Genomic DNA, 14,574 nt, shown 5'->3' with positions numbered 1-14,574 from the left:
TTAAAGCCTAATTTCTCAATGTATTGTAGAGAAATTAGGCTTTTTTCAACACGTCATTAAAGTATTTATAATTCAATGACTCAATTTGCTGATTATATTTTCAAGTATTCGTTTTGAGCTACATAGATATAGTTTTTGTTGCAACTGTTTGTTGAAATGCTTTATCATGCTCAACAATAACCATTGTGGGATTAAATTGTTGAATAAGCTCTTCGATTTGCATACGGGAATAGATATCTATAAAATTTAGTGGTTCATCCCATATATATATATGAGCTTTTTCACATAAGCTTTTAGCGATAAGCAGTTTTTTCTTTTGTCCACCAGAATAATGAGATATATCTTTCTCAAATTGAATTCGGTCAAAGTCCATCTTACGTAGGATGGATTTAAATAAGGTCTCATCAATCTTGTGCTGTTCAATAAAGTCTGATAGCGATCCCTTTAAATGAGAAGTATCTTGTTGGACATAGGAAATGATGAGTCCTGTACCTAAAATAACTAAGCCTGTATGCTGTATCGGATGTCCTAGAATTAGTTTTAGGATACTACTTTTTCCGCTCCCATTCGTTCCATCAAGTACAATTCGGTCACCTTGTTCAACTATGAAGCTAATCGAATCATTCACAATTTGGTCATCGTACTTAACGGACACATCAACCAAAGTAATCAATTCATTTGATTTAAATTGTAATTGTTCCAATTTTAAGGACTCAGTTTTCTCCACATTTTTTAGTAATTTTGACTTTTCTTCAATAGCTTTTTGTTGTCTTGATTCAAGGTTTTTTGCTCTTTTCATCATCTTGGCTGCTTTATGACCTACAAACCCCTTATCCAACTTAGAGCCTGAATTCCTCGTTCCATTTTTTGAAGCTTCCACATCATGAGACCAACTTGCTGAACGCTTGGAAGACTGTTTTAATCTCCCTATGTCTTTTTGTAGACGCTCATTTGTAGCCTCTTCGTGCTCTTGCTGTCTATCAAAATTTAACTTCCAAGAAGAATAGTTACCACTCTGAACTTCAATATTTGCTCTATTTATAGATAGGATATGGTCAACGCATCCATCTAAAAAGATTCTGTCATGTGAAATTAAAATAAATCCTTTTTTCTTCCTTAGATAATCAGAGACTATCTTTCGTGCATCAGTATCTAAGTGATTTGTTGGTTCATCAATTAATAGGAATTGGCCCTCATTTAAAAACAGTGCAGCAAGCAACACCTTTGTTTGTTCCCCATTTGATAATGTTTTAAATGGTCTGTATATGACCTCAGCATCAACATTTAAATAGGATATCTCACGCAGAAATTCCCAATCTTCTGCTTGGGGACAAATTTCTTCAAGGATTTCATAAGTGAATTTGTTCTTATCTGCAACAGAGTAGGGGAAGTAATTGAATTCTACCGAAGCAAGGATTTTCCCGCCATACTCATAATTCCCTAACAATAAATTAAAGAATGTCGTTTTACCTCGTCCGTTTCTACCGATAAATCCTAGCTTCCAATCCGTATCTATTTGGAAGTTTACACTTTCAAAAATATTATCAAAGCTACCTGGGTATGAAAAAGTTAAATCTTGGACTTTTATCATTGACATAATAATTCCTCCTTTATATATCGAAACGTTTCATATAAAGTCGGAACATCCATCCATTTTTTAATTGCTCTATATAAGTTTGATGGATATTAACGACTTATATAGAGCATTACATGTGTAACAATAGTGTCTGAAGTACTCATTTTTCTCGCTCCTTTATTTGTTAGGTACATTTAACAATTAATAAGTTCCAACTAACATAAACGGGAATAAAAAAATCCCCCAATTGTAATCGGAAGGATTAGTCTTTCGTCTATACTTAATAAGTACTTATTAATCATTTGAATCATGACAAATAAAGTATGAACTGAATTTTAAAAATGGATAGACTAACCCTATATTTTGTAGTTTGAAGTTATAAAATTCAACTTAAAATATAAATTAGTTAATCATTATTCATCCATCATTCCTTTCATAATTCTATTTTTAGAGTAACATTCTTTTTAGAGAGATGCAATATCAGCTTCAGCTTCACCTAATCCTAGATTATTTATAATTCTTTGAGTAAGGAGGAAATATGAAATTGACATCAATCTAAGTTGTAACTATAATTGTTACAGTTAGTTTCGAAAACTAATTCGAATTTCTATGTTAAAGATAGTATATTTTCATTCCTTTTTAAGTGTGACAGTTAGCAACTAACTATAATTCAATAGAGGATTAGATTTTATCTCATATTTAAAGAGTAGATAAGTTATACAATCCAAATTTACGATGCACAAATACTTGAAAAACTACATTTTTTAACTGATCCTTTTTGGAATCCTCAGTATTGAAAATTGTAAACATCTACAAAAAGTTAATAAGACTGTTGTATGTAGAAAGAAATCTTTTAAAAAGGTCATAATATGGATAATAGGTAGCACACATTTTAATTAGTAGGAGTTGTGCTACTATCAAGACATTTCTTAATAAAAGTATAGAAAAAACTCAAGAAGGTGAGTCCATTGCGTAAATATGCATATGTGCAATTTTATGTATTGATATTGGCTTTAATAGCTTATATAAGCTTTTGCTGTATATTTTTATTTGTTCTTCCGAATCATTATTTCGTATCAGATTTTAATATCCGGCTATCATCTTTAGTCGTTGAAACTACTGTATTTATCTCATTACTGTATTCTATATTATCCAGAAAAATTAAGTTAGGAGTATTCTGGATTTGCATAATTATTGCGATAGGGTGTTTCCTGATAGGAAATTTCATATCTGCTTTTCAAGTACTTAATGTAGAATTACCAATACAAAATTTTAATATCTCTGATATATTTTTGTTGTTTTTCTTATTTTTCTTTCTCTTTGCGTTTTTTTATAAAATTATGATGGAATGTAACAAATGGGAGAGAGCGTATTTACTTTGTGATTTATGCATTGTTGTTACTGCTATTTTTACATTAGAGTGGTACCTATTTAATAAACCTTCCGCAAATATCTTATTCTTTTCAATTGGAGATGTTTTTCTTTCATTTATTTTTCCGATTATAGATTTATTGCTTCTATTACTTGGAGTTACACTAATCTTTCGACCTGCTATTTTCAATGCAAAAAGTAAATTGTTTATTTTTATCTTAGTATTAACTGGATTGGCTATTACGGACTACTTATATTTTTACTTACAAGATGATTTGTCAGATCGTTCAGTTATATTATTAAGGTGTTTGTATAGAGTTTTCCTATTATTTATCGCTATTGCTGCTACAATCCCAAAGAATACTTCTTCTAAAAGAAATTATTTTATTGTCAATCCGAAATTTGGAAGGGAACTTCTTGTCATATTTCCTTATCTTGCAGTTGCAGTCTTAATTGGCTTTACTTTGAAAGAACAAACGTCTTCAGCTACATTGATTACGGGAAATTGTATTGCTTTTGTATTTGTACTGATTCGTCATACAATTGTACGAATGCAAAACAAAGATTTAACCGAGACCTTAAAAGTGTTTAATAATCAATTAGAACAAACAGTATCTCAAAGAACAAGGGATTTAATAAACAAATCTAATGATTTGGTAAAAAATCAAGAGAAATTTAAGTCTTTATATGAGTATCATCCAGATCCTATTTTAACGATTGATTCAAATGGTATCGTATTAAATATAAACCAGGCTGGAAGTATGTTATTAGGAAAAGAAAGTGCTGCATTAATAGGGAAAGAGTGCTTCTCTATTTTTTTAGATGAAGATAAATCTGAATTGGAATCGGCTATAAAGAAAGGGAAACGATGTAGTTCATCTTCGTTACAGTTACGTGTGAAAAATAACAATGAGAAGGATATTCTCTTTTGGTATGTCACTATAGTTCCTATTATGATAGAAGGACAAACCTTTGGGAGTTATGTAATGGTAAAAGACATAACGAGGATGAAACAACAACAGGATGAGATAAATTATCTTGCGTTCCATGATACGGTGACGGAGATTGGAAATCGTATATTCTTCCAACAAGAATTAGATAGATCCATTAAGCGTGCACAAAAAACACAGGATAAGTTCGGGCTCCTGTATATTGATTTAAATCGCTTTAAGACCATTAATGATACATTGGGTCATTCGATTGGTGACAGAGTTTTAAAAGAAGTTGCCAAACGTTTTAGGACATGTCTGTCACCGACTATTCCTCTAGCAAGAATAGGTGGAGATGAGTTTGCAATCATTGTCCATAACCAAACAGAGCAACAGCTATTGGATTTGTGTAAAACTCTATTTCGTATAACTGAAGAACCATTTGTAGTAAATCAGCATAGTTTTTACTTATCTCTTAGTATAGGAATAGCAGTGTATCCATTTGGAGGAATAAATACTACTACACTTTTACAACACGCTGATATCGCTATGTATAGCGCAAAGGAAAAAGGTAACAATGCTGTTTGTATGTATGACGAGACATTATCACAAAAAGTAACTCGTCGATTACGATTAGAACAGGATTTACCAAATGCAATTGAAAATAATGAGTTATTTTTATTGTATCAACCACAAATTGATAGTAAGGCAGGTAAGGTTATTGGTGCAGAGGCTTTAATACGCTGGCAACATCCAGAGCTTGGGCTGATTTCTCCTTTTGAGTTTATACCTATCGCAGAAGAAACGGCGCAGATTATTTCAATTGGGAAGTGGACGTTACAGAAAGCGTGTCGACAACTGAAAGAATGGCATTCTGCGGGCTATTCAAATCTAAAGATGGGGATAAATTTATCAGCTATAGAGTTTGAACAGAAAGATTTTGTTCAAACAATGATATCTACCATAGAAGAGATAGGAGTACCTGCTAATTCAATTGATTTGGAATTAACAGAGCGAATAGCAATGGTAGATGAAAAAGAAACCTTATCGAAGTTAAAAGTATTAAAATCATATGGTGTACATTTATCAATTGACGATTTTGGTACAGGTTATTCTTCACTAGCGTATCTGCCTCTTTATCCAATTGATATTTTGAAAATTCCAAGAGAATTTGTTAATAGGATCGGAATTTCTACTGATGGAGATGAAATTATACAAACCATTATTTCACTTGCTCATACTTTAAACATGAAAGTGATAGCAGAAGGGGTGGAAACGAAGGAACAATTAACAGTGTTACAACGTAATGGATGTTATCTAATTCAGGGCTATTACTACAGTAAACCTGTAAATGAAGATGAATTTATCGATTTTTTAAGTACAATGCAAAATGAATAAGTGAAAAATCAGTATCTGTATAAAGTAAAGTGAAAAGACGTTCTATCCATATGGATTTGAACGTCTTTCTTATGTTTATTTTCAGTAGTTATGCAGCAAGGTTTCAGCCTTTGAAAGTAAAATACGTATCTATATTCCTTGTATTTTGGGCTAATGGGATATGAGGTGAAAATTGCTTCTTGTGAAAACGCATTAGGGACAGCTTGTATATTCTTAAAGCAATTTGAAAAAGGATTAGCAGTTTGTATGGAATTAGGAAATGAAGAGTATGTATATCATTTCAATATTTTACATTCTCTTAATGAATATGAAGCAATTAAACTCTTAGAAGAAGTGAAAAAAGTGTTTCTTACTTCGAAAAGCAAGGTTTATGGGATTTCGTAGAAGAATATGCAGATCTAAAAAAGGAAGAAATTATACAATAATCACATGCTATCATTTTTAATAGCTAATTAACAAAGGGACTCCAATTATGGAGTCCCTTTGTTAATGGGGTAATGCTCTGGTTTATCTAATTATAACAATATTTGTAAAAAATGCGAAGGGGTCCTAGTTTGGAGGGGGAATTATTTAATCTTTTTTATTTAATAAAAGGGATAATATTTAGTTATCTTCGCTTCTTAATTATGTTTTCTATCACAATTTGAAGTGAATTTCATTTAATCTTATTTATTTTATAGGAATTATAAGGTATACTAAAAATAGGTGCGAAATGTACCATTTGAAAAAGAGTGAATTGCAAAAAGGAATCCGTAAAGGATTCCTTTTTTGTTTCTTTGAAAATGAAGCAATGTTCTAATTATCCCTTTCATTTCTATGAATGCGCTGCGATCTTATAAACTAAAAAAGAATTTTTGGGAAATTGCCATATTCCTGTAACAAAACAAAGGTATGTTATGTGTGTTAAATATAAAGAGAAAGAAGGAAAAGTTGTGAAAAAAATTTTGCCAATTGTTGCGTTATTAGGCATGATGAGTTTCGGAGTACAGGAAATGAATGTAAGAGCTGATACATACCACAAAGGCGATTCAAAAATTAGTTTTTGGGATTCGAAAAGAAAGGGTACTAATTTCATGAATAGTACGTCATTACCTGAAAACTATAAAAGTGCAAAAGAAGCTAATATTGAATATGTACGTTTAGCACCTGATAAATGGGCAAAAGATAAAGATTTTCTATTTGAGGATAAACCAGATACTTCTGGAAAGGATTTTCTGATAGGTAATGCAGATAACTATCAGGGATTAGTAAAGGAGGATTTAGAAAAATTAAAGGCGGATTTAGATGCCGCACAATCACAAGGAATGAAAGTTGTTCTTACAATGTTATCCTTACCTGGTGATCGATGGCGCCAATTTAATAATAACAAGAATGACGACAGAATATGGGAGGAAGAGAAGTATCAAGAACAAGCAAGTCAATTTTGGAAGGATCTTGCTTTGGAATTAAAAGATCACCCCGCGGTGGTTGGTTATAATATTATAAATGAACCACATCCAGAAACAGTTAAAAATAATAGATATAATGATTTTTGGACGGAAGATTATGAGAAATGGTATGCAAAAGTGAAGGGAACGACAGCGGATTTAAACAGATTTTATCAAAAAGTAATCAATTCCATTCGTGAAGTAGACCAAGAAACACCGATTATTTTAGATTCAGGTTTATATGCTACTCCATGGGCCTTTAAATATTTAAAACCAGTAAATGATAAAAAAACCCTATATGCATTTCATATGTATGAACCATATGAATTAACGAGTCAAGGTGAAAAACAAAATAAGGAGTATCAATATCCAGGATTAGTAAAAGTAGGAGATTTAGAGAAACCTGTAATGTGGAATAAGCAGGGATTAGAGCAATTTTTGAAGCCAATCCAACAATGGTCTAAGAAAAATCATGTATCATCTAATCGAATTATTGCAGAGGAGTTTGGAATTAACCGTACTGTTCCAGGAGCTACCCAATACATGCAAGATCTTATTTCTATCTTCAACCAAAAAGGTTGGCATAAATCATTCTATGCATCTCGTGAAGACACATGGACAGGGATGGATTATGAATTGGGAACAGGAAAAATAAAATGGGATGAAGAGGGTAAACCGATGCGTCAAGATAATTCACTCTGGGATGTAATAAAAAAAGATTTACAAACGCGTAAATAGTTTAGAATATTAGGCCTAAGGACTAAATGTAAGCATCTAATTCAAATAGAATTAGATGCTTTTTATTTCGAAAAAAGGTGGAGTTGAATTAAAGATTCCATCTTTTCTTTTGCATAAAGAGTACCAATCAGGTTTATTTACAACGAAAAATAAGATTTTTAGAGAATAGCTTAGAAAAAAATTGTGGAGGTTCAAACAAATGTGGTCACAATTGTTTAAACCTTTAAAGTAAATAAGTTTTATGAATTTTTTGTGAGATTCCAACCCTTAAATGTTGAAAAATATTTACTGATTTCTCCAATTGGGTGTATTTCTCCAATTAGATGGGAGTTTAGAATACAGAATCAAAACATAATAGGCTGTTATCGATGAGTTTATCGTAAAGTTGTTATTTAATGTGTCATCAAATAACATTTATATACAATAATAAATAAAGAAAAGGAGATATTTATGAAAAAATATAGAGTAATAGACACAACTTAAATAGTATGAATAGTTTAGATTGTAAAAACATGAAGAAGAAAACAAAAAATCCTTAAGAGTACTAAGGAAAAATGAGGGAGATAATATGGGGAATAATTCAAAACATAAAACTAGAAAAATACTTGCAGCTACTGCTACAGTAGCTATGCTTGCGACTGGAATGATTTCTTCATCAGATGTCTTTGCGGAGCAAAAGGAGCAGCAAAAAAATTTATCGACATCACTGCAAAGTGAAAAGTCAGTTAAATCAGAAAATATAACATTTACAGTCCCAGGAAAAGGAGATGTTGAGGTACTAAAACAACAGGAAAGAAAAAGTATGGCATTTAGTCCATATGAACCAACTGGTTTATATGCAAAACCAAATGAACAAATAACGATTAATGTAGAAGGTAATCAAGATATTCAGGTATATATTGGAACGTATTCGTATGATGCTTCTTGGAGAGAAGATTCTAAGATAAAATCATTTACATTAAAACCTGGTGTAAACACAATCCAATCTCCAAATGGGGGGCTGATTTATTTTTATAATAAACAGCAAGGTGGTACCATTCGAACAACAATCACAACAGGTGGAACGACTACGCCTTTCTTTGAACTAGGAAAGCATACGAAACAAGATTTAATAAACATGCTGGACCAATATCCTAATGCACATGCAGTGGAGTTAAAAGGCGAACGTGTATTAATTACGGCCAGCCCTGCACGTGTTAAGAAATATTTGTTGGGTTCTAATACAGATCCTGTACAACTCTTAAAAAAGATGGATGAAGCTACTCGAATTCAAGACAAAGTAGCTGGATTATCTGAAGAACAAGTAGATAAACATTATGTTCATTACGTAGAAGAAAATCATTCTCCTGATTATTATATGTATGCAACTTCTTATCGAACAGCATATGTAGGAGATGCAATCCAATACGTGTTAGATATTAATAAATTTATAACAGATGGCTGGGGCCCTTGGCATGAGGCAGGACATTTGAGACAACAATCGCCCTGGAAGTTTTATAATATGACAGAAGTACAAAATAATATATACAGCCTTTCTGTAGAAAAAGCATTTAATCAACCATCCAACTTAGAGAAAAGTGGAATTTATCCAAAAGCATTTCAATATTTAGAACAAGTGAATAAAAATTATGATGAAATTAGCGATGTTTTTGTAAAGCTTGTTATGCTTTGGCAACTACAGTTAGCGTATGGAGAGGATTTTTATCCTAAATTGCATCAATTGTATAGAGACATGCCTTCAAGTGAACTTCCACAAACTGATGAAAATAAAAAACAATTATTTATGATTTCAGCATCAAAAGTAGCCAAACAAAATTTGATTCCTTTCTTTGAGAAGTGGGGATTACGTCCAAATAACGATACCATTCAAAAGGTAGCTGCATTAGGATATCCAATTTTAACAGCAGAGATTTGGAAGGGTACGGATTCTAATCCAATTAAACCAGATATGCCTGATGTAAATAATATTTTAGAAGGAAACCAGTTTGCATGGTCGCTGAAAGGGATTGGAGATTTTGAATTCGCAAAAGTAAATTTAAATAAATCAACAGAAGAAATGCAAATTGATCTAAAAGCAGGTGTACCACATAACTACTTTGATAGTACATATGCAAGTATTAAAGTGCAAAACACATCAGGTAAAGTAGTATATAACAAGGAGTTTTATGGGAATAAACAGCAAAATGCTGGAACACAAAAAGTTTCAGTAAAGACCGGCGATTTTATTGAGCTTACACATTTAGAAGGCGGAGAGAGGACAACATTAATAAATTTAGATAATAATAAACGTGAAAGTCTTGATAAAAAAGTAATGTATGAAGTTACAAAGGATGGCCTGAAAAAAGTAAATCAAATTGTTAATCCGAAACCAGATACAGAAGCTCCCACACAGCCACAAGGATTATATGCAAACAATCTTACTTCTAACAGTGTAGAGCTAAAATGGAATCCTTCTACAGATAATATAGGTGTAAAAGAATATCAGGTATTACGTGATGGACAATTGATTCAAACCGTACAAGGAACGACATTTATTGATCAAAACTTAACAGCTAATAAGGAATATAAATATGCAGTGAAGGCTGTAGATGCAGCTGGAAATACATCAATTCAAAGTGAAATTCTTCCGGTAAAAACCAAAGATCAAAATGTATCTTATGAAAAATGGGATCCAAAGAAGGCATATACAAAGGGCGATAAAGTAGAACATCAAGGGACGGTGTATGAAGCGGTTCAAAATCATCAAGGAAATGGTGACCCGAATTGGATATTTGCGTTATCTTTATGGAAACCACTTACAATCAAATAACATGTAAGAATCAGATGTGAAGATAGAACAACATAAAATTGGGGCAGTATTTTAAAGATTTACTGGATGTTGTTTGAATTTTGATAGATTTCTCTACTAAGTTATTATTCAATAATAAAAATTAGAAAAGGATGTAGATTAGTGATTAGTCAGAAAACGAAGAAAAGATTTAATAAAGTTATTATAATGACCGCAGCATGTAGCATGTTTTCTATGTTTGGAACGTCTATTTCGCACACTAAAGCTGCAACACATTCAGCTGCTCCAGCAGTTTATGTGAGTCCCCAAAATATACCTGCCTCAGATATTATTAGTATAGACTGGTCACCAGTTCAGACTCCACCTTATACGTACTGGGCTGTACACAACTGGAATGCAGGTGGTGAAGCTGGAGGATATGCTGGTTTTCAACAACAAAGTGGGTTTGATGAAAATGGAAAACGTACTTTACATTTTGCCTTATGGGATCCAATTTCCTCTAAAGAAGCAATAAAGGCCGAATACTTATCTCCGAATTCGCAAGCTGGACCCTTTGGGGGAGAAGGAACAGGAATGAAGGTTCAAACAACTTATGGTTGGAAAGACTACAATTGGTACACAATGACAATGCGTTCATGGCAAGAAAATGGTCATACTAAATTTGGACAATGGATGAAAGATGTAACAAAGAATAAATGGCATCAGATTGCAATTATGGACTTTCCGGTTGCTAATGTTGCATTTAATCATGGATTAGGAATGTTTCAAGAAGACTGGGCTGATAGTGGACAGAATGTTCGAGAAGCGCGCCTAAAAAATGGTTATAGCCGAAAATTAGTTGATAAACAATGGAGTTCTTGGAATAATCAAAGTATTTCTGGAACGCATGATAATACTTATCAATATGATGGAGGATCTACTTCAGAATATGTATGGGTCAAAGCAGGAGGTAATACGCAGTCTACTATTGGGTCAGGAAAAATATTCACGCTAAATCAACCTACTCAACCTGAAATAGGAAAACTAGATTTTGATATCCAATCTATATATTATGAAAATGAAAAATTAAATGTATCTTGGAAACTAAAAGAAAATAGTACACCGCAATTTAAGGGGAAAATTGAAATTTATAACAATGAAAATATGACGGGCCAACCTATTAACGTAATTAATGATATTAAATCTTATCAAAATGGAATCAGTCAATCTATATCATTACCAACAAATGCTTATGCAAAAATTGTATTAACGGATATATTTGATCAAACTGTTGAGAAAAAGGTACAAATCAAAAATGAATCTCCAAACATTTTTGAAGGTAATGAATTTGCATGGTCGCTGAAAGGGATTGGAGATTTCGAATTTGCGAAAGTAAATTTAAATAAATCAACAGAAGAAATGCAAATTAATCTAAAAGCAGGTGTACCACATGACTACTTTGATAGTACATATGCAAGTATTAAAGTACAAAACACATCAGGAAAAGTGGTCTATAACAAAGAGATTTATGGAAACAAACAGCAAAATGCTGAATCGCAAAAATTTCCAGTCAAAGTAGGGGATTATATAGAGTTAACACATCTAGAAGGTGTACATAGAGCTACTCTTACAAATGTAGATAATAGTAAACAAGAAAGTTTTGGAAAAAAAGTCATGTACGAAGTTACAAAGGAAGGCCTGAAGAAAGTAGAAAAGATGCCAGAAGCAACAATTTTAGAAGGAAACAAGTTTGCGTGGTCATTAAAAGGATATAGTGATAGAGAAATTGCAAAAGTAGATTATGATAAAACGGTAGAAGAGATGAAGGTAAAACTAGAAGCAGGTGTACCACATTCCTATTTTGCTAGTACGTATGCTAGTATTAAGGTCCAGAATTCTTCTGGTAACGTTCTGTACAATAAGGAAATCGTGGGAAATAAACAACAAAATGCTGAAAGCCAAACTGTGCCCGTCAAGGTAGGGGATTACATTGAATTTACCCATATAGAAGGAGAAGTAGCAAAGGAAAAAACGCGAGCAACTTTAATTAACCTTGAAAATAACAAAAATGAAACCATTGGAAAAACAGCAAGATATCAAGTTACAAAAGAAGGCTTGAAGAAAGTAGAGAAAATGCCAGAAACAACGGTTTTAGATGGAAATCAATTCGCTTGGTCATTAAAGGGATATAATGATCGAGAAATCGCGAAAATAGAATATAACAAAGCAACAGAAAAAATGCAGCTTAAATTAGAAGCGGGTATACCCCATTCTTATTTTAGTAATACGTATGCAAGCATTAAAGTCCAGAATTTATCTGGTAATATTTTGTACAATAAAGAAATTATAGGGAATAGACAACAAGATGCTGAGAGCCAAACCGTTTCAGTCAAAGTAGGAGATTGTATTGAGTTTACTCATATAGAGGGAGAAACACAAAAGGAAAAGACACGCGCCACACTTACTAATCTTGAGAATAGTAAGCAGGAGTATATGGGAAAGAAAAGAATATATCAGGTTACCTCTATGGGATTATTAATAAAGTCATAGATTTCACTACAAAAGTTAAATTATAGATTTATATATTATATAAAAATCTTAACCATTATACGCATTAAAAAATTCTCAAGAGAATATAGATCGGCGGGTATAGTATGAACATATTTAAAGGGTTTCTAATTTCATCAATTGCAATGACCACATTTGTAGGAACAGATCTAATTTTACAAAATGATAGTATTCATAATAAAGTTTACGCTGAATCTTATAATGTCACATACAAAGAAAGAGATTCACAGGAAGAAAGATTAGTTGTAAAGTTTAAAAATCAAATTGACTTACCTTATGAAGATGGTATTGAGAAACGAATAAAAAATGGGGATTATGATAACAATTTAAAGAAGTTATTTTCCGAAAATACAGAACTTACTTTGAATCGTCTGTTCTCATCTGTAAATCCGATAGAGATTGAAAAGTTATCAGTACAATCTAAATCAGTTGCTAATGAATCAGCTAATAATTTATTAAATTATTATATTGTACAAGCTCCTAATAACATAGAAATAGAATTATTACTGAAAAAATTTGAAGCATCTCCTCTCGTAGAGGAGGCTTATATACAAGAAAAACAAATTTTGACACCTCCTGAAATACAGTTACCAAATTTATCTGTTAATCCGTACGATGATCCTAGATTTACAAATCAAGGATATCTTGAAGCGGCACCAAAGGGAATTAATGGCTCGCATGCTTGGAGCATTAAAGGTGGTGACGGAAAGGGTACAACTTTTGTGGATATGGAATATGGATGGTTATTGAACCATGAGGATCTAGTTAATAAAAATATAAAGCTTATGTCGGGACAAAATATAAGCCAGCATAGAGCTCATGGTACTTCTGTATTAGGAATTGTTTCATCTGAAGATAATCAAATTGGAAATATTGGAATTGTACCAAAAGCAAATGTAAAAGTAATATCCCAGATTAGGGACAATGGAATTTATAATACAGCGGATGCTATTTTAAGTGCTGTACATAATTTACAAGCGGGAGATATTCTTTTATTAGAGGCACAAGCTTCGTATGATGGGTATGGGGATAAATATTTACCTGTAGAAGTACATCCAGATATTTTTGATGCAATTCGTGTTGGTGCAGATAAAGGGATTATTATTATAGAAGCTGGCGCAAATGGTTCAAACGACTTAGATAATTTTAAAGATCGTAATGGAAAAAAGATCTTAAATCGAAATAGTCCAGACTTCAAGGATTCAGGTGCTATTATGGTTGGGGCGGGATCATCAACTGTTCCACATAAACGTTTATGGTTTTCAAATTATGGAAGTCGATTAGATGTATATGGATGGGGAGAAAATGTTGATACAACATCAGCAAATCCAAGTCAAAATACTACAAATTTATATACATCAACATTTAGTGGAACATCAAGTGCTTCACCAATTATTGCTGGAGCAGCAACTTCGATTCAAGGTATTGCTAAAGAACATCGAGGTTCTCCTTATACACCAGCCGAATTAAGAAATATCTTAAGTAATCCGAATACAGGAACAAAATCTCAAGATCCGTGGAATGATAGAATAGGTGTTTTACCTGATCTAAAATCTATATTAGATAACTTAGGTTTTAATTCAGATATACCGGACTCTTCTAGTATTTTAGAAGGAAACCAGTTTGCATGGTCACTAAAAGGAATTAGTGATTTCGAGTTTGCAAAAATTAATTTCAATAAGTCAACAGAAGAAATGCAAATCGACTTAAAAGCAGGCGTACCGCATCATTATTTTAATGAAACGTATGCGAGTATTAAAGTACAAAATGCATCAGGAAAAGTAGTATACAATAAAGACA

The 14,574-nt window shown here is 32.3% G+C and carries 7 protein-coding genes; 6 read left to right on the top strand and 1 reads right to left on the bottom strand.

Annotated elements, in window-relative coordinates:
- Window positions 1-118: 118 nt before the first annotated feature.
- Window positions 119-1,597 carry an Lsa family ABC-F type ribosomal protection protein gene (locus ATL10_RS25455; protein WP_000061792.1) on the bottom strand — a complete coding sequence of 493 codons (1,479 nt, stop codon included), beginning with the start codon at window positions 1,595-1,597 and terminating at the stop codon, window positions 119-121.
- Window positions 1,598-2,544: 947 nt separating this feature from the next.
- Between ATL10_RS25455 and ATL10_RS25450 the strand changes: the two genes are divergently transcribed.
- The 6 genes from ATL10_RS25450 to ATL10_RS25425 all read left to right on the top strand — a co-directional run.
- A complete protein-coding gene (locus ATL10_RS25450; RefSeq protein ID WP_142670008.1) occupies window positions 2,545-5,274 on the top strand; it encodes a sensor domain-containing protein in 2,730 nt (909 codons plus the stop codon).
- Between the two features lie 153 nt (window positions 5,275-5,427).
- On the top strand, window positions 5,428-5,658 hold the full coding sequence (locus tag ATL10_RS25445; RefSeq protein ID WP_029948057.1) for a hypothetical protein: 231 nt from the start codon (window positions 5,428-5,430) through the stop codon (window positions 5,656-5,658).
- Window positions 5,659-6,170: 512 nt separating this feature from the next.
- The gene (locus ATL10_RS25440; RefSeq protein ID WP_110497793.1) at window positions 6,171-7,439 is read left to right on the top strand and encodes a glycoside hydrolase family 5 protein; all 1,269 of its coding nucleotides are present in this window, start codon (window positions 6,171-6,173) and stop codon (window positions 7,437-7,439) included.
- 568 nt (window positions 7,440-8,007) lie between these two features.
- Complete coding sequence (locus ATL10_RS25435) at window positions 8,008-10,248, top strand: M60 family metallopeptidase (protein WP_110497791.1); 2,241 nt, start codon at window positions 8,008-8,010, stop codon at window positions 10,246-10,248.
- Window positions 10,249-10,389: 141 nt separating this feature from the next.
- Window positions 10,390-12,756 carry a putative mucin/carbohydrate-binding domain-containing protein gene (locus ATL10_RS25430; protein WP_090977457.1) on the top strand — a complete coding sequence of 789 codons (2,367 nt, stop codon included), beginning with the start codon at window positions 10,390-10,392 and terminating at the stop codon, window positions 12,754-12,756.
- Window positions 12,757-12,860: 104 nt separating this feature from the next.
- Window positions 12,861-14,574 (top strand): S8 family serine peptidase (locus tag ATL10_RS25425; protein WP_142670010.1); only part of this gene is annotated, 1,714 nt, incomplete at its 3' end.

Origin of the sequence: Bacillus sp. 196mf (genome assembly GCF_003217275.1) — a bacterium.
GTDB lineage: Bacteria > Bacillota > Bacilli > Bacillales > Bacillaceae_G > Bacillus_A > Bacillus_A thuringiensis_S.
This window is presented reverse-complemented; position numbering and strand designations above follow the sequence as displayed.

What these genes read in the sequence shown, in the direction of transcription:
- ATL10_RS25445 (WP_029948057.1), top strand. Translation starts at nt 5,428, where the DNA reads ATGGGATATGAGGTGAAAATTGCTTCTTGTGAAAACGCATTAGGGACA.
- ATL10_RS25455 (WP_000061792.1), bottom strand. Translation starts at nt 1,597, where the DNA reads ATGTCAATGATAAAAGTCCAAGATTTAACTTTTTCATACCCAGGTAGC.
- ATL10_RS25435 (WP_110497791.1), top strand. Translation starts at nt 8,008, where the DNA reads ATGGGGAATAATTCAAAACATAAAACTAGAAAAATACTTGCAGCTACT.
- ATL10_RS25440 (WP_110497793.1), top strand. Translation starts at nt 6,171, where the DNA reads ATGTGTGTTAAATATAAAGAGAAAGAAGGAAAAGTTGTGAAAAAAATT.